Below are 16991 nucleotides of genomic sequence, written 5' to 3'. Positions count from 1 at the left end.
CACGGGTCAGCGGTCCGGGACCGCACTCTCCAGCCACAAGGCCTTGCGAGGGCAGGCGCGTACGGCTCGGCGCGCCTGGCGCGTCGCAGCACCCGGCTCGAGCTCGGCGGCGAGCACCGGGTAGCCCCAGCGGTCCAGCGTGACGCTTCTGTCCGCGACCTGCGCGCACAGGCCGACGCCCTCGCACGCCACCGGGTCCACGCGCAGCCGCAGCGCCGGGCCGGGATCGCGGCTCACCGACGCTCTCCGGGCGTCGGCCCGGTGGACGCGGGCACCGGGGACGAGGGCAACCAGGACGACCATCCGGCGGACGACGGCCCCGACCCGCCCGCGACGCACGGGCGCCCGGTTCGGTGCGCCGCGACGTCCGCCTCGAAGGTCGCCACTGCGGACGCGACCAGCCGGGTGGCCCCGTCCGGGTGGTGGCAGGCGCCGCGGCCCTCCACCGCCCCCGCGTCGTCGAGCACCTGCCCGAGGACGTCACGACCCTCGGCGAGCGCCCGCCACGAGTCGGCCAGCGCCGGCAGCCCGAACCGGCAGGGGCCGCACTGGCGCGCGCTCATCGAGGCGAGGTAGTCCACCAGGTCGGCCGTCGCACCCAGCCCGCACGCGCCGGCCGCCAGCGGCAGCACCACCCCCGCGCCGAGGGTCAGCCCCTCGGCGCGCAGCGCACGCTCGTCCACCGGCAGGTGGGACATCCGTTCCCACGGTGCCCACAGCCCGCCGTAGCCGCCGAGCAGCACCGCCTGCGGTGCCGCGGGCCAGCCCAGGCCGGCGAGCAGCTGACCGAACGTGGTGGCCTGCTCGACCTCGACCACCACCCGGTGCGCACCGAGCACCGACAGCAGCCGGGTGCTGGCCGGGGCGTGCCCGCGGGCGAGCAGCGCGAGGCGGGCCAGGGTCTCGACGTTGTGCACCAGCGTCCTCGGCGCCCGGGGGTCGCTCGGCCGGCGGCGGACGGTGGGCAGGGCCGGGCCGCCCTGCACGGCCCGGGTGATCGCGCTGGACTCCCCCGCGAGGTAGTGCACCGGGCCCGTCAGCACCTCGACCGGCAGCCGCGAGTCGCTCCAGCGCCGCTCGGCCAGCGCGGCGAGCAGCGCCCGCCGGCCGCCCTCGTCGTCGCCGTGCAGCCAGACGACCGCACGATGGGCGCCCAGCGACTCGGCCGCCAGCATCAGGCCGTCCAGCACCAGGTGCGGGCGCTGGCGCAGCAGCGTGCCGTCCTTGCCGGCCACCGGCTCGCTCTCGGCGCCGTTGGCCACCACCGTCAACGGTCCGGCACCCGCCGCGACCGCCCGCCAGCGCAGCGCGGCGGCGACGTGCGCGCCGCCGTGGCCGGTCAGCCCGGCGGCCTCGAGCAGGTCGACCAGCCGGGGGTCGCCGAGGGGCCGCGGACCGAGGCGGTCGAGGTGCACGTCCAGCGGCTCGGCGGCGACGGGCTCGACCGGGTCGGCGGGGCCGGAACGGTGCAGCCGCACGTCCCGCAGCAGCAGCCGGCGCGCCCCGTCCACCGGGGCACCGACCGTGCGCCCGGGCAGCGCCGGGAACGCTGACAGGCCCGTCATCGCCACGGCCCGCGCCCCACCACGGGGATCGGTCGGGTCGGAGCCGTGTCTCGGCCGGCGTGGTGCTGCCGAGGCTCCGGCCGGGCACCGGGCCGCAGGTCGTCGCCCCACGCCGCGCCGTCGGCCAGCGTCGGCGACGGTGCCCGCTGCAGGTCACGGGCCAGCTCGCGGACCTCGTCGGCCGGCGTGCGTGCCGTGTACCGGGTGACTGCCAGGGCCACCACGGCGCAGCCCGTGCCCACGTAGAAACCGCGCAGCGCGACCACGTCGGAGCCGGCCAGAACGCTGTGCGCCCACACGAGCACCAGGAGCCCGGCCGCCACCTTGTGCACCGGCCACCACAGCCGGCCCAGCAGCCGGCCCGCGAACCGTGCGGTGAGGCCGGTGAAGAGCCCCGCCCACGCGGCGATCACGCCGAGGCTGACCGGCACCGGCCGGTAGGCGGCCGCCATGGGCAGCAGTGCGCCGAGCCAACCGACCTTCGCCCACGGGTCCGTGGCCAGCACCACCACGTGCAACACGGTGAACGCGAGCGTGAACGTGGCCAGGCCGGCGTGCAGGGCCAGTCTGGTGCGCGCCGACGGGTGGCGCAGGTGGCGTGCCCACGGGTGCGCCAGCACGATGCCGGTGCCGACCAGCAGGAGCAGCAGCACGTACGACGTCAGGCCCGCGGCCCGCCCGAGCACCCAGTGCGCCATGCGTCCGCCAGCCGCGTCGAGCGCCAGCGAGCCGGCCGCCGCCAGGCTGGCCGCCGTGGCCAGCACCAGCACCGCCGTGGCCACGCTCAGCAGCACCGGACGGGACTCCTGCGCCCGGCTCACGAGGCCCGCCAGACCACGTAGGGCTCCATCGCGGCCGACACGCGGACCGCACCGGTGTCCGTCACCCACGCGGCGGCGAGCTCGCGGACGTGGGCCTGCGCCTCGACCTCGACGCCGCCGGCGAGGAACAGGGTCTTGCTCCACACCTCCGCCCACATCGGGTCGGGGTGCAGCACGGTCACCGCGGCCAGCCCTGGGCCGCCGGGACGGCCGGTGCGGGGGTCGACGAGGTGGTGCACGGGCGTGCCGTCCGGCGCCGCCCAGTGCCGGCGGCGCACCGAGGACGTCGCACAGCCACGGTCGGTGACGGAGAGCACCAGAACTGGGTCCGCACCGCCGTGCGGGTCCTCGACGCCGACCATCCAGCCGTTGCCGTCCGGACCGGCGCCGCCGAGCCACTCGTCACCCCCGGCGTCCACCAGCACCGCACTGCCGGCCCCGGCGAGCGCCCGTGCGGCGCGCCGCACGGCCAGGCTCTTGCCGATGCCGCCCAGGTCGATCGGCGCCCCGTCGAGCTGCACGAGCCGCCGGTCGGTGCCGGGCAGCACCGTCGGGCGCCAGGGCCGTCGAGTCCCGCGCGACCCCGGCGTGCTGGACGCGCCGGCCGAGCCCGCCGCGCCGGTCGAGGCCGTCGGGCCGGTCGAGCCCGTCGTGCCCCTCGTCCCGCCGACCACCTCGTCGAACGTCCGGTCGTACCCCCAGGCCAGCAGCTGGTCGAGCACGCGGGGGTCGAACAGTCCACCCGTCGCCCGGTGGGCGCGCTCCGCCTCCTCGACCGCCTCGGCGAGCTCCTCGGGCACGACGTGCCAGGACGACGGTCGGGCGTTGACCCTGGACAGGGCTGAGGTCGCCTCGAACCGGGTCAGGTGCGTGGCGACGGACCGGATGGCGGCGCACGCCGCCTCGACCGCCCGCGGCGCGTCCGGACCGGGGTCGACGACCCGCACCTCGACGTCGCTGGCCATGGATCGGAACGTGGTGCTCAGTTCGCGGGACCGGGTGCCAGCCGTCATCAGGAGGCCTTGGTGGTCGTGTGCACCGGAGGGGCGGCCGGCGCCGGGGCGGCGGCGGCTGCCGGTGCCGCCGGGCGCGCCGGCGCCTTGGCGGGCGCGGCCGGTGCCGGTGCAGCAGGAGCGACGGGGGCGGCCGCTGCGGCATGCGCAGCTGCAGCCTGCTGGTCCAGGGTCGCCTGGAGCGCCACGATCCGGGCCCGTGCGTCCTGGATCGCCACGAGGGCGGCGGCCACCTGCGGGTCCGAGGTCGCGGACGCCACGGGCACCGGCGGTGCGGTCGGCACGGGGGCCGGGTCGTGGGACGCCGCCCAGGCGACGCCGCCACCGAACCCGCCCACGCTCAGCGGGACCAGCCCGAGGGCCGCGAGGCGCCGCACCTGACGGCCGCGGTCAGTCATCGGACCCGGAGCCGTCCTGCTCCCCGGACTCGTGCTCCGGGTGCTCCGCCGGCTCGTGCGTCTCGGGTGCGCGCGGCGGCGCCGCGACCGCGACGGGCGCCGGGGCGGGGGCGTCCTCGACCGGCTGGGGTGCCGGGGTGGTGGCCGCCGGTGCAGCTGCCGGCACCTGCGCCGCCGCAGCCTCGAGCCGGGCGAGCTGCTCCTGCAGGTCGTGCGCCTCCTGGTTCAGCGCCGCCACCTGCGGGTCGCCGGGCTGGTCGGCGACCGCCGAGGGTGCGGGCTGCGGCGAGCCGGTCGCGGCGTAGGCGGCGGTGAGCACACCGGCGCCGACGAGCGCGACGCCCGCCGTGCCGGCGAGTGCGGTGCGAACGGTCCAGCGCATGAGGGTCCTCCTTCGTCCGACGGCCCGGGCGGCGTCGTCGAGGAGCAGCGTGCGGGCGGCGGCGTGAGGTCCGCGGCAACCGGTGGCTAAGAGTGGGTTAACGCCGACGGGAGGACCAGGGCGAACCGGGCACCTCGCCCCTCGAGCCCGGGTCCGACCTCGAGCCGCCCGCCCGCGCGCTCGGCAGTCCGCCGGGCCACGTCGACCCCGAGACCGGTGGAGCCGGTCCCCGACCGCCCGCGCTGTGTGAGGGCGCCGTCGGCGAGTCCCGGGCCTGCGTCCGCGACAGCCACCACGACGACCCCGGGGCCGCGGTGCACCGTGAGCGCGAGCGCCGTCCCGGCAGGCGTGTGCCGCAGCACGTTGTCCACCAGCACGTCCAGCGCGGCGCCGAGCTCGGCCGCCCCGACGTCGACCGGAGTGGGCCCGGGCGGCACGTCCACGGTCAGCGGACGGCCCTGGTGCACGGAGAGCACGCCCCAGAACGTGGCGCGGGCCCGGACCACCTCCGCCGCGTCGCACGCCGCCGGCAGCCGTGGGTCGTGGGCGCGGGCGGCGTGGATGACGGTGTCGACCGCGGCGACCAGTCCGTCGACGTGCGCACCCACCCGAGCACGCTCCCCGGGGTCGGCCAGCAGGTCGACGTCGAGGCGGAGCGCCGTGATGGGGGTGCGCAGCCGGTGCGAGAGGTCGGCGACCAGCTCGCGCTCGTCCGCGAGCAGACCGGCGACCCGGTCGCCGAGCCCGTTCAGCACCGCGCCCACCGACACGATCTCGGCCGGACCGCTCGGCGCCACCCGGGCTCCGAGGTCACCGGAACCGAGACGTTCGGCGACGTCCGCCAGGTCGCGCACGGACCGGGACAGCCGGGCGGCGATCCGGTCCCCCGCGAACGCCGTGACGACCAGCAGCACGACGCCCACCAGGGCGAGCACGCTCCAGGCGCGCATCACGCCGGCGGTGAGCAGCGCATCGGGTACGAAGGTGCGCACCACGGCGGTGCCGGCGGGACCCCCGACCGGCAGCAGCACCTCGACACCGCCGTCGGCCCTCGCGGTCAGCGCACGCCCGAGGGTGGCGAGGTCGACGGCCGGGCTGCGCGACGCCGGCGCGCCGACGACGCTGCCGTCGGGCAGGAACACGCTGGTGCGCCGGGCCCCGCCGTTCACGGCGAGCAGGGTGGCCTGCAACCGAGACGGGTCCTGCGCGACCACCCCGGTGAACATCGCCACCTGCTGGGCGTCCTGGCGCGCACCGGTCAGCGCCCGCTCGGCGGCGAGCGAACGCGCAAGCAGCCCGAGCGGCACCAGGAAGGCGACGAGCATGACGGAGGTCATCGCCAGGCCGTAGCGCACCAGGAGGCCTCTCACGACGGCGGCACCAGCTTGACGCCCACCCCGCGCACCCGGTGCAGGTAGACGGGCTCCTCCGCGGTCTCCCCGAGCTTGCGCCGCAGCCAGTGCAGGTGCACGTCCACCGTCTTGTCCGCACCGCCGTACGGCTGGTTCCACACCTTGGCCAGCAGCTCCCGCTTCGCGACCACCGCGCCGCTGCGCTCGGCCAGGTAGGCCAGCAGGTCGAACTCCTTGGGGCTCAGCTCCAGGGCGTTGCCGTCCAGGGTGACGGTCCGGGACCGCACGTCGATCACCAGCCCCCCGACCACCAGGGGCCCGGCCGGACGGCCGTGGTCGGAGCGGCGCAGCACGGCCCGGATCCGCGCCTCGAGCTGGTCGGCCGCGAAGGGCTTGACCAGGTAGTCGTCGGCACCCGCGTCGAGCACGGCGACGATTCCCGCACCCTCGTCGCGCGCGCTGATCACGATCACCGGCACCTGCGACACGGCGCGGATCATGGCCAGCAGCGCCGCTCCGTCCAGGTCCGGCAGCCCGAGGTCCAGCAGCACCACGTCCGGCGGGTGGTCCACCAGGCTCTGCAGGCCCTCCAAGGCGTTGGGTGCGGTCATCGTGGAGTGCGCGCGCGCCGACAGGGACCGCACCAGCGCGGTCCGGATCGTCACGTCGTCCTCGATGATGAGCACGTCCGCCACATCCCGGAACCTAGGCCATGGGGGGACGGCGGCGGCTGTCCCGCCGCGCCGCCGAGCGGATCTTGCGGCCGCCTTAACGTTCTCTTGGCCCTGACGTGGGCGACCATGGACCGTGCCGCGCAGCAGCCCGAGATCCGGCCGGCGGTGGACGCCGCCGCGGCGACCCCGCGCGGGCGGCGCGGGCGGGGGCTCCGGGCCGCGGCGGGCCGGCGCGATCGCCGCCGCCGTGTGGCTGGTCGGGGTCGCCGTCACCGGGCTGATCGCCAGCCGCGCGGTCGCCGTGCTCGACACCGACACGTCCCGGTCAGGGGTGCTGTCCCGCGCCGAGGTGGACCGGGCGCTGGTGGCTGCCCGCGCGGCCGCCGTGGGCACCGCCACGTCGCCGGCGGCGACACCCACCACCGGCCCAGCCACCCCCACCGCCGGGCCCGTTCCGGAGCCGAGCGCCCCCGTGACCGCGGCCCCGCCGCCCCGCCCCGCGCTCAGCACCGCCGCGCCCGCACACTCGCCGGTCGCGGTGGCACGCACCTGGACCGTCCCGGGCGGGACGGTCGCGGCCTCGTGCACCGGCGCCGTGATCTCGCTGCTGTACGCGACGCCGCTCGACGGCTGGACCGTCGAGGTGGGCGCCGCCGGGCCGGACCACCTCGAGGTGGAGCTGCGGCAGTCCGGCGCCGAGACGAAGGTCACCGCGGTGTGCGTGGGCGGCGTGCCGCAGCAGACGGTCACCCAGAGCGCGCCCGACGGGGCCGACGACCACTCCTCCTCCGACGGCTGAGGCCGTCCGCCACCAGAGGAGGAGCGGTCCCGCTCACGCGTCAGACGGTGAAGGCGGCGACGCGGGTGCGCAGGTCGGCCGAGAGGCGGGCCAGCTCGGCGACGGAGTCGCCCATCTGCCCCAGCACCTGCGAGCTGGTCGAGGCCGCGGAGGCGACCGCGGTGATGTTCTGCGCGATCTCCCCCGACCCCGTCGCAGCCTCCGTCACCCCACGGGACATCTCGTTGGTCGTGGCGGTCTGCTCCTCCACCGCCGAGGCGATCGTCATCTGGTGATCGTTGATCGCCGCCACGATCGAGCCGATCTGCCCGATCGAGGTCACCGCCCCGGCGGTGTCCGCCTGGATCGTCTCCACCCGACGAGCGATGTCCTCCGTCGCCTTGGCCGTCTCCCGCGCCAGGTCCTTGACCTCCCCGGCCACCACCGCGAACCCCTTGCCCGCCTCACCAGCCCGCGCCGCCTCGATCGTCGCGTTCAACGCCAACAGGTTCGTCTGCTCCGCGATCGACGTGATCAGCTTGACCACGTTCCCGATCTCCGCACTGGACTCCCCCAGCCGGCCCACCGACTCGTTCGCCGCCGCCGCCACCCCCGTCGCCTGCGAGGCGACCTTCGCCGCCTCCGTCGCCGACTGGGCGATCTCCCGGATGCTCGCGCCCATCTGCTCCGCACCCGCCGCGACCGCCTGCACGTTGCGCGACACCTGCTCCGCCGCCGCCGCCACCACCCCCGCCTGCACCGACGTCTCCTCCGAGCCCGACGCGACCTGACCCGAGGCCGCCGACAGCTCCTCCGCCGCCGCCGCCACCGCAGCCGCCGTCTCGGCCACCACGCTCAACGTCCCCCGCAACGACTCCTGCGCCGCCGTCAGGGCCTGCGCCATCCGACCCACCTCGTCACGCGAGTCCAGGTCCAGCTCTCGGGTCAGGTCGCCGACCGCCATCGCCTCCAGCGCGCCCTTGACCGCGTTGACCTTCGTCAGCACCCCGCGCAGCACCGCCATCCCCAGCACGATCGCCAGCACCGACGCCCCGCCCAGGACGATCCACATGATCCGGATCGCCGACGCCGCCTGCGCCGCACCCGTGTCATGCAAGGACTTGGCCAGCTTGGTCAGCGCAGCCGCCTCCGCCGCGATCGCCGTGTTCGCGGCTGTGGCCTGGTCCCGCAGTCCGCCCATCGTGTAGGTGAGCGCGCCGGCGCGGTCACCGGTGGTCATCAGGTCGAACATCTTCTGGGAGTCGGCCTGGTATGAGGCCATCTCGGTCTCGATGGCCTTGATGCTCTGGGGGCTCGACGCCATCGGCTCGTACTTGGTCAGCAGCGCCTGGGTGTCCTTGAACCGGCCCTGCAGCTCCGAGATCACCCCGGTCAGATCAGCACCGCTCAGCGCGGGCACCTCCGCGTTGCGGACCCGGTCCCCGGCGAACTGCTGCTGGAGGTCGATCATCGCCGTCAGCGGCACCGTCGTGCTGTCGTACAGCCGCCCGGACTCCACGTTCAGGGAGTCCATCCGCTGCACCGACAACCCCGTCAGGCCTGCGGCGAGCAGGACGAGCAGGGCGAGGCAGAGGCCGATCTTCAGGGCGATCGAGGAGTCGGCGGTCAGCCGCTTGAGCAGCGAGCGGGGCGCCGGAGGCACGACGGTGGACATGGCGAGCTCCCTTCGGGCGGCGGACCTTCCGACACTTGGTCGACCGATCGGCCGATACCGGGGTCCGTATAGGAGTCGCCCATGTGATCTTGGACATGTGCCCAGATAATCGAGGGTGAAGTTGGACGCTCGACCGAGACAGGTCCCGGCGGGGACCCGTCAGGTCGTCGCAGCGACCCGTCCTGCGACCATCGGCACCACCCGGTCCGCCAGCGCACGGGCGTCCGCCGGCTCGTGGGTCACCAGCACAACCGGACGCTCACCGTCCAACGCGTGCCGGCGGACCACCTCCTGCAGCAGCGGCCGCGCGGCCTCGTCGAGCGCCGCGAACGGCTCGTCCAGCAGCAGCACGTCCGGTTCAGCGGCCAGCGTGCGAGCCAGGGCGACCGCCTGCGCCTGGCCCCCGGACAGCCGCGCCGCGCTCCGGCCGGCGTGGGGCAGCATGCCGACCCGGTCGAGCCACTGCCGCGCCTGCTCGTGAGCCTCCGGACGCGGCACGCCCTGGGCACGCAGCCCGAAGGCGACGTTCTCCAGCGCCGACAGGTGCGGGAACACCCGGTGGTGCTGGAACACCAGGCCGCAGCGGCGCAGCTCGGTGGGCACGTGCACGCCGTCGGCCACGTCGTCGAGCACGTGCGGCCCCAGGACGACGTGCCCGTCGTCGAGCGCGACGAGGCCGGCGACCGCCTGCAGGAACGTCGACTTGCCCGCACCGTTGGGGCCGACCAGCGCGACCGTCTCCCCCGGCTGCACGGTCAGCGCCAGGTCCAGCGTGAACGCCGGCCGGCGCACCACGACCCGCGCCTCCAGCCTCATGAGGCACCGCCGGTGAGTGCCGAGAGCCACCGCGTGCGCAGGCCGATCAGCACCGCGAGCGAGACGCCGATCAGCACCAGCGACAGGGCGACGGCCTGCGCCGGGTCCTGCTCCATCGCCAGGTAGATCGCCAGCGGCATGGTGCGCGTGGTGCCGGGGTAGTTGCCGGCGAAGGTGATGGTGGCCCCGAACTCGCCGAGCGCCCGCGCGAAGCACAGCACCGCACCCGCCAGCACGCCGGGTGCCACCAGCGGCAGCGTGATGCGCCGGAACGTGTACCAGCGGGTCGCACCGAGCGTCGCGGCCGCCTGCTCGTACTGCTCGTCGGCGCTGCGCAGCGCGCCGTCCACCGCCAGCACCAGGAACGGCAGCGCGACGAACGCCTCGGCGATCACCACCGCCGTGGACGTGAACGGCACCGTGATGCCGAACCAGGTGTCGAGGTGCCGCCCCAGCAGGCCGCGGCGGCCCAGCAGCGTCAGCAGCGCCACGCCGCCGACCACCGGCGGCAGCACCAGCGGCATGGTGGTCACGGCACGCAGCAGCCCGCGGCCCGGCAGCGCGGTCCGGGCGAGCACCCAGGCGAGCGGCACGCCGAGCAGCAGGCACAGCACCGTGGCGGCCGTCGCGGTGCGCAACGACAGCCACAGTGCCTGCAGCACCGGGCCGGAGGCGATGAGGCCACCGAGCCGGCTCCACGGGGCGGTGACCAGCAGGGCGACGAAGGGTCCGACGAGGAACAGCACGGCGACGGCGGCGAGCGCCAGCAGCAGCACGGGCGGACGGCTGCGTCGGTGACGTCGGACGCGCCCCACCACGGGTCCCCTCTCTCGGGCGGTGCCCGGCCGGCGGCGCCGACCTGCCTGAACTCTCTCAGGCCGCGTCGAACCCCGCGTCGGTGAGCACCTTCTGGCCCTGGGCGGACAGCACCAGGTCGACGAACGCCTGCGCCGCGGCATGGTTGCGGGCGCCGGCGACGGTGGCGATCGGGTAGTCGTTGCGGGCGGCGGACGCCTGCGGGAAGTCGATGCCCTGCACCTTGTCGCCCGCGGACCGCACGTCCGTCCGGTACACCAGTGCCGCGTCGACCTCGCCGAGGACCGCCTTGGTCAGCGTCGCCGTGACGTCCTTCTCGTAGGTGTCCGGCGCCGGGGTGACACCCGCGGCGGCGAACGCGGTCGCGGCGGCCGACCCGCACGGCACCTCGACGGCGCACAGCGCGATCTTCAGCTGCGGCTTGGCGAAGTCCGCGAGCCCGGTGACGTGACCGGGGTTCCCGGCCGGCACGACGATCTCCAGCGAGTTGTGCGCGAAGGTGACGGGCCGGTCGGTGACCGCGGAGGCCGCCTTCATCGTCGCGGGGTTGGCGGAGGCGAAGACGTCGGCCGGGGCGCCCTGCTCCAGCTGCTGCGCCAGCGTGGACGACGCACCGAAGTTGAAGATGATGTGCAGGCTGGGGTTCTGGGCCATCAGCCGGTCACCCAGGGCGGTGAAGGTCTGCTGCAGCGAGGCGGCCGCGAACACCACGAGCTGGCCGGTCAGCGGGGCCCGGCTCGACGCCGACCCGGTGGGCGCGCCGGAGGCGGTGCCGGCGGGCGCCCCGGTGCCAGGGCCCGCGCAGGCGGTCAGCAGAAGGCCGACCGCGGTGGCCACCGGGACGGCGCGTGCGGCGGCCCGTCCAGACCGGGCCCGCGCCGTCGTGCCGCATCCCGTCGTCCCTCGTCGTGCGCTCATCCGCGCCTCCTCTCGAAACCCGCCACCAGCGGGGTGTCCACCCCGGTCGGACCCGTCCGCGACGCACCGCCGGGCGACCCGAGCGGCGCGGCCCGTCCGGGCAGCGGCTCGGCGAAGAACCGGGCGTTGTCGTCCTGGTAGACCTGCCAGTCGGCCGGCAGGTCGTCCTCGTAGTAGATCGCGAGCACGGGGCAGACGGGTTCGCAGGCGCCGCAGTCCACGCACTCGTCGGGGTGGATGTACAGCGACCGGCCACCTTCGTAGATGCAGTCGACGGGGCACTCCGCGACGCACGCGCGGTCCTTCACGTCGATGCACGGCTCGGCGATCACGTAGACCATGTCTCTCCCACTGGCTCTGCGACGGGCTGGACGGAGCACCCGTGCCGCGGACGACGAGGTCCGCCGGCGACGGGCGCACGGTCGGTCGGCGCCGCGACACGCCGGACGTGGCGCGACGACCTGCGGACAGGATATTTTCACAGCCGCACCCGTAGTAAGTTCCCCCCGCACGGATCGCAGCGGATCGAGGAGGATCGCGTGGCTCAGCTGGCCACCTCAGGCAGGGTTCTCGAGGGCTGGAACCCCGAGGACGAGAAGCACTGGGACAGCAAGATCGCCTGGCGGACGCTGGCGGTGACCACGTACTCGCTGCTGATCGCCTTCTGCGTCTGGTACCTGGTCAGCGCGGTCGCGCCCAAGCTGAACGAGGTCGGCTTCACGCTGACCAAGCCGCAGCTGTACTGGCTGGTCGCGATCCCCGGCCTGTCCGGCGGCCTGATCCGGCTCGTCTACATGTTCCTGCCGCCGGTGCTGGGCACGCGCAAGCTGGTGGGCATCACCTCGCTCCTGCTGGTGGTCCCGATGCTCGGCTGGTTCTCCGCGGTGGGCAACCCGAAGACCCCGTACTGGTGGCTCCTGGTGCTCGCCGCGCTGACGGGCATCGGCGGCGGCTGCTTCTCCGGCTACATGCCGTCCACCGGGTACTTCTTCCCCAAGAGGCTGGCTGGCACCGCCCTCGGGCTGCAGGCCGGGCTGGGCAACTTCGGCGTCTCGCTGATCCAGTTCCTCGGCCCGTGGGTGATGGGCTTCGGTCTGTGGGGCCTGCAGATGGTGGGCACGCAGCACGCGCGCAGCGGCCACGTGCTCAACGTCTACAACGCGGCGATCGTGCTGGTCCCGTGGACGGTGCTGGCCTCGATCCTGGCGTTCTGGCTGCTGCGCGACGTGCCGATCAAGGCGAACTTCCGCCAGCAGATCGACATCTTCGGCAACCGCAACACCTGGGTGCTGACCGCCGTCTACATCATGACCTTCGGTGCGTTCTCCGGGTTCGCCGCCCAGCTGGCGCTGATCATCAACAACACGTTCGGCAAGGACTCGCCGTTCGCCACCGGCGGGCACTACGCCGCCTCCACCCTGCCGCTGGGCGGCACGTTCGCCTTCCTTGCCCCGCTGATCGGCTCGCTGGTGCGGGCGATGTGGGGACCGCTGTGCGACCGGTTCGGCGGGGCGATCTGGACGTTCGTCGGCGGCGTCGGGATGGTGATCTCTGCCGCGGTCGCGGCCGTCTACCTCTCGCCGCGGTCGCCAGCCGACTTCTGGCCGTTCCTGTTCGCGATGCTGGTGATGTTCTTCTTCACCGGCATCGCGAACGCCGGCACCTTCAAGCAGATGCCGATGATCCTGCCGCCCCGTCAGGCGGGCGGCGTGATCGGCTGGACCGCCGCGATCGCCTCCTTCGGACCGTTCTTCGTCGGCGTCTCGCTCACCGCCGTCACGCCGAAGTCGTTCTTCATCGGCGCGACCGTCTACTTCGCGATCTGCACGGTCCTGGTGTGGGTCAACTACGCACGGCCGAGGGCGCCCTACCCGGGCTGATCCCCGACGACCCCGTCCGGGTCCACCCGCGCACCCCACCGACCGTGAACAGGCGTCCGGCTCCGTCCCGACGCCAGACCGGAGACCCGTCATGCCCGCAGGCCGTGCCATCCCCGCACCGGAGACAGCCGCCACCGCCGACCCGGCCGCGCCGATCTACCGGTTCGGCTCGTTCCTCCGCCGCGGCGAGGCGTCCCCCGACGCCCGGCAGCTGTTCCTCACCGGCGGCCGCGAGGCGGACCGGTTCTACCGGGACCGCTGGAGCCACGACAAGGTGGTGCGCTCCACGCACGGCGTGAACTGCACGGGCTCCTGCTCGTGGAACGTGTACGTCAAGGACGGCGTGATCACCTGGGAGTCGCAGGCCACCGACTACCCGAGCACCGGCCCCGACCTGCCGGAGTACGAGCCCCGCGGCTGCCCGCGCGGCGCGTCCTTCTCCTGGTACACGTACTCCCCCACACGCATCCGGTACCCGTACGTGCGCGGCGTGCTGCTCGACCTCTACCGCGAGGCGAAGGCCCGGCTCCGCGACCCCGTGCTCGCGTGGCGGGACGTGGTGGAGGACCCCGAGAAGGCGCGGGCGTACAAGTCGGCGCGCGGCAAGGGTGGCCTGGTCCGGGCGAGCTGGGACGAGGCGGCCGAGATGGCCGCCGCCGCGCACGTCTACACGATCAAGCGGTACGGGCCGGACCGGCTGGCCGGCTTCTCGGTGATCCCCGCGATGTCGATGGTGTCCTACGGCGCCGGCGCGCGGTTCTACGAGCTGCTCGGCGCCACCATGCTGTCGTTCTACGACTGGTACGCGGACCTGCCGATGGCCTCGCCGCAGGTGTTCGGCGACCAGACCGACGTGCCGGAGTCCGGCGACTGGTTCAACGCCGGCTACCTGGTGATGTGGGGCTCCAACATCCCGGTCACCCGCACGCCGGACGCGCACTTCATGACGGAGGCGCGGTACCACGGCCAGAAGGTGGTGGCCGTCTCCCCGGACTACGCGGACAACACCAAGTTCGCCGACGAGTGGCTGCGGATCGCCCCCGGCACCGACGGTGCGCTGGCGGCCGCGATGGGGCACGTGATCCTGAGCGAGTTCCACGTCGGGCAGCGCACGCCGTTCTTCCTCGACTACCTGAGGCGGTTCACCGACAGCCCGTTCCTGGTGCGGCTGAAGGCGCGCGACGGCGCGTTCGTGCCCGGGAAGTTCCTGGTCGCGACGGACGTCGCGGCCGGCGGGGTCCTCGACCCGACGTCCCCGCTGGTGCGGGACGCCGACGTGGCGAGCACGGCGAACGCCGCGTTCCGGCCGCTGGTGTGGGACCGCGAGGGCGGCATCGCCGACCCGGGCGGCACGCTGGCGGACCACTACGGCCCCGACGGCGCCGGTCGCTGGAACCTCGACCTGTCCGGCGTCGACCCGGTGCTGTCGGCGCAGGACCTGCCGGGCGCCGAGCCGGTGGAGCTGCTGCTGCCGCGGTTCGACCTGCCGGGCGGGCCCGGCGAGGGTTCGGTCGGCGCGGGTGTGGTGCGCCGCGGCGTCCCGGCGGTGCGTGTCGCCGACGGCGAGTACGTCACCACCGTCTACGACCTGCTGCTGGCGCAGTACGCGGTGCGCCGCGACGGGCTGCCGGGCGAGTGGCCGACGGGCTACGACGACGCCTCCACCCCCGGCACGCCCGCGTGGCAGGCGGAGCTGACCGGTGTCCCCGCGGCGGCCGCCGAGCGGATCGGTCGCGAGTTCGCGCAGAACGCGATCGACACCGGCGGCCGCTCGATGATCGTGATGGGCGCCGGCACCAACCACTTCTTCCACTCCGACGAGATCTACCGGACGTTCCTGGCGCTGACGACGATGTGCGCCACGCAGGGCGTCAACGGCGGCGGCTGGGCGCACTACGTCGGCCAGGAGAAGGTCCGGCCGATCACCGGGTTCGCCCAGTACGCGTTCGCGCTGGACTGGCAGCGGCTGGCCCGGCAGATGATCTCCGCCGGCTTCTTCTACCTGCTGACCGACCAGTGGCGGTACGACGGGACGCCGGTGGCCCGCATCGGGTCGCCGCTGGCGGAGGGCTCGCTGGACGGGCTGACGACGGCGGACACCCTGGTCGAGTCGATGAAGCGCGGCTGGATGCCGTCCTTCCCGACGTTCTCCCGGTCCCCCCTGCTGCTGGGGCAGGAGGCCCGCCAGGCGGGCGTCGACCCGAAGGACTGGGTGGTGTCCCAGCTCGAGTCGGGCGACCTGCGGTTCGCCTGCGAGGACCCGGACGACCCCGAGAACTTCCCGCGGGTGCTCACGTCGTGGCGCACCAACCTGCTCGGCTCGTCGGCCAAGGGTGCCGAGTTCTTCTACCGGCACGTGATCGGGTCGGACAGCGCCGTGACGGCCGCCGAGGTGCCGGAGGACCGGCGGCCGGCGCAGATGGTGTGGCGGGACGCGGCCGCGGTCGGCAAGGTCGACCTGCTGCTGACCATGGACTTCCGCAACACGTCCACGACGCTCTACTCCGACATCGTGTTCCCGGCCGCCACCTGGTACGAGAAGAACGACCTCTCGTCCACCGACATGCACCCCTTCGTGCACTCGTTCGACGCGGCGATCGACCCGCCGTGGGAGGCCCGGACCGACTACCAGGCCTTCCAGACGCTGGCGGGCCTGGTCTCCCAGATGGCCGTGCGCCATCTGGGCACACAGACGGACGTCGTCGCGGCACCCATCTCGCACGACACCCCGGACGAGCTCGCCAACCCCGGCGGCGTCGTCCCGGACGTCTCGGTGGTGGGCCTGGTGCCGGGCGTGACCATGCCCAAGCTGGTGACCATCGAGCGCGACTACACCGCGATCCGGCACAAGTTCGACGCGATCGGGCCGCTCGCCGACGGCGTCGGCATGGTGACCAAGGGCGTGCACTACCACCCGGACCAGGAGATCGCCGAGCTGGGCCGCCGCAACGGCACCGCAGCCGGCGGGGTGGCGGCCGGCCGGCCGCTGGTCGACACCGACGCCAAGGCGGCGGACATGATCCTGGCGCTGTCCGGCACCACCAACGGGCGGCTGGCGGCGGAGGGGTTCGCGGACCTCGAGCGACGCACCGGGACGGCGTTCGCCGACCTGGCCGACGGGTCCAAGGACCGGCGCACCACGTTCGCCGACCTGCAGCGCGGCGGACCGCAGCCGGTGGTGACGTCGCCCGAGTGGTCGGGCTCCGAGCACGGCGGCCGCCGGTACAGCGCCTTCGTGATGAACATCGAGCGGTCCCGGCCGTTCCACACGCTCACCGGCCGCCAGCACTTCTACCTGGACCACGACTGGATGCGGGACCTGGGCGAGCAGCTGCCGATCTTCCGGCCGCCGCTGGACCTGCACCACCTGTACGGGGAGAGCGCCGTCGGTGACCTCGGCACGGCCGCCGGCGGCGAGGCGCAGGTGGCGGTCCGCTACCTGACCCCGCACAACAAGTGGTCGATCCACTCCCAGTACTTCGACAACCTGCACATGCTCACGCTCGGCCGTGGCGGCCAGGTGGTGTGGATGAGCCCGGCGGACGCCGAGAAGGTCGGGGTGCGGGACAACGACTGGATCGAGGCGACCAACCGCAACGGCGTCGTCGTCGCCCGCGCCGTCGTCTCCCACCGCATGCCCGAGGGCACCGTGTTCATGTACCACGCGCAGGAACGGACCATGGGCACCCCCCTCTCGGAGACCTCCGGCAAGCGCGGCGGCATCCACAACTCGCTGACCCGCGTGCTGATCAAGCCGACGCACCTGATCGGCGGCTACGCGCAGCAGAGCTACGCGTTCAACTACATCGGCCCGACGGGCAACCAGCGCGACGAGGTCACGCTGATCCGCCGGCGCTCGCAGGAGGTGCAGTTCTGATGAGAGTCGCTGAGCAGCGCACGCCG

The 16991-nt window shown here is 74.3% G+C and carries 16 protein-coding genes; 3 read left to right on the top strand and 13 right to left on the bottom strand.

Annotation, left to right across the window (positions count from 1 at the left end; translation table 11 throughout):
- Positions 1-6: 6 nt before the first annotated feature.
- The 8 genes from ACFQTY_RS05380 to ACFQTY_RS05345 form a co-directional block, all read right to left on the bottom strand.
- Positions 7-237: a ferredoxin gene (locus tag ACFQTY_RS05380; RefSeq protein WP_378098270.1), complete on the bottom strand. Its 231-nt coding sequence runs from the start codon at positions 235-237 to the stop codon at positions 7-9.
- Positions 234-1565, bottom strand: coding sequence for an NADH-ubiquinone oxidoreductase-F iron-sulfur binding region domain-containing protein (locus ACFQTY_RS05375; RefSeq protein WP_378098267.1), 1332 nt, complete (start codon positions 1563-1565; stop codon positions 234-236). Before ACFQTY_RS05375 ends, ACFQTY_RS05380 begins: the two co-directional genes overlap by 4 nt.
- Positions 1562-2359: a hypothetical protein gene (locus tag ACFQTY_RS05370; protein WP_378098264.1), complete on the bottom strand. Its 798-nt coding sequence runs from the start codon at positions 2357-2359 to the stop codon at positions 1562-1564. Before ACFQTY_RS05370 ends, ACFQTY_RS05375 begins: the two co-directional genes overlap by 4 nt.
- Before the next feature lie 23 nt (positions 2360-2382).
- Positions 2383-3351: an FAD:protein FMN transferase gene (locus ACFQTY_RS05365; protein WP_378098261.1), complete on the bottom strand. Its 969-nt coding sequence runs from the start codon at positions 3349-3351 to the stop codon at positions 2383-2385.
- Between the two features lie 47 nt (positions 3352-3398).
- Complete coding sequence (locus ACFQTY_RS05360; RefSeq protein ID WP_378098258.1) at positions 3399-3797, bottom strand: hypothetical protein; 399 nt, start codon at positions 3795-3797, stop codon at positions 3399-3401.
- A complete protein-coding gene (locus tag ACFQTY_RS05355; RefSeq protein ID WP_378098255.1) occupies positions 3790-4179 on the bottom strand; it encodes a hypothetical protein in 390 nt (129 codons plus the stop codon). Before ACFQTY_RS05355 ends, ACFQTY_RS05360 begins: the two co-directional genes overlap by 8 nt.
- An 86-nt stretch (positions 4180-4265) precedes the next feature.
- Positions 4266-5549 carry an ATP-binding protein gene (locus ACFQTY_RS05350; RefSeq protein WP_378098252.1) on the bottom strand — a complete coding sequence of 428 codons (1284 nt, stop codon included), beginning with the start codon at positions 5547-5549 and terminating at the stop codon, positions 4266-4268.
- Positions 5546-6226, bottom strand: a complete 681-nt coding sequence (locus ACFQTY_RS05345) for a response regulator transcription factor (RefSeq protein WP_378098248.1) — start codon at positions 6224-6226, stop codon at positions 5546-5548. The genes ACFQTY_RS05350 and ACFQTY_RS05345 overlap by 4 nt, the downstream gene beginning before the upstream one ends.
- A gap of 112 nt (positions 6227-6338) precedes the next feature.
- On the opposite strand from ACFQTY_RS05345, the gene ACFQTY_RS05340 reads away from it, so the two are divergent.
- Positions 6339-7004, top strand: coding sequence for a hypothetical protein (locus ACFQTY_RS05340; protein ID WP_378098245.1), 666 nt, complete (start codon positions 6339-6341; stop codon positions 7002-7004).
- A 40-nt stretch (positions 7005-7044) separates the two neighbouring features.
- Here ACFQTY_RS05340 and ACFQTY_RS05335 read toward each other — a convergent pair whose 3' ends face one another.
- The 5 genes from ACFQTY_RS05335 to fdxA all read right to left on the bottom strand — a co-directional run bounded on the left by ACFQTY_RS05335 (position 7045) and on the right by fdxA (position 11549).
- Positions 7045-8658, bottom strand: a complete 1614-nt coding sequence (locus tag ACFQTY_RS05335) for a methyl-accepting chemotaxis protein (RefSeq protein WP_378098242.1) — start codon at positions 8656-8658, stop codon at positions 7045-7047.
- A 159-nt stretch (positions 8659-8817) separates the two neighbouring features.
- Positions 8818-9474 carry an ATP-binding cassette domain-containing protein gene (locus tag ACFQTY_RS05330; RefSeq protein ID WP_378098238.1) on the bottom strand — a complete coding sequence of 219 codons (657 nt, stop codon included), beginning with the start codon at positions 9472-9474 and terminating at the stop codon, positions 8818-8820.
- Positions 9471-10250, bottom strand: a complete 780-nt coding sequence (modB, locus tag ACFQTY_RS05325) for a molybdate ABC transporter permease subunit (protein ID WP_378098235.1) — start codon at positions 10248-10250, stop codon at positions 9471-9473. The genes ACFQTY_RS05330 and modB overlap by 4 nt, the downstream gene beginning before the upstream one ends.
- A 97-nt stretch (positions 10251-10347) precedes the next feature.
- On the bottom strand, positions 10348-11208 hold the full coding sequence (gene modA, locus ACFQTY_RS05320; protein ID WP_378098232.1) for a molybdate ABC transporter substrate-binding protein: 861 nt from the start codon (positions 11206-11208) through the stop codon (positions 10348-10350).
- Positions 11205-11549 (bottom strand): ferredoxin, encoded by a 345-nt coding sequence (fdxA, locus tag ACFQTY_RS05315; RefSeq protein ID WP_337973341.1) that lies wholly within the window; start codon positions 11547-11549, stop codon positions 11205-11207. The genes modA and fdxA overlap by 4 nt, the downstream gene beginning before the upstream one ends.
- A 198-nt stretch (positions 11550-11747) precedes the next feature.
- On the opposite strand from fdxA, the gene ACFQTY_RS05310 reads away from it, so the two are divergent.
- Positions 11748-13088, top strand: a complete 1341-nt coding sequence (locus tag ACFQTY_RS05310; RefSeq protein WP_378098228.1) for a nitrate/nitrite transporter — start codon at positions 11748-11750, stop codon at positions 13086-13088.
- Between the two features lie 91 nt (positions 13089-13179).
- Positions 13180-16965 (top strand): nitrate reductase subunit alpha, encoded by a 3786-nt coding sequence (locus ACFQTY_RS05305; RefSeq protein WP_378098225.1) that lies wholly within the window; start codon positions 13180-13182, stop codon positions 16963-16965.
- Positions 16966-16991: the final 26 nt, after the last annotated feature.

This window comes from Cellulomonas sp. T2.31MG-18 (assembly GCF_964266755.1).
GTDB lineage: Bacteria > Actinomycetota > Actinomycetes > Actinomycetales > Cellulomonadaceae > Cellulomonas.
This window is presented reverse-complemented; position numbering and strand designations above follow the sequence as displayed.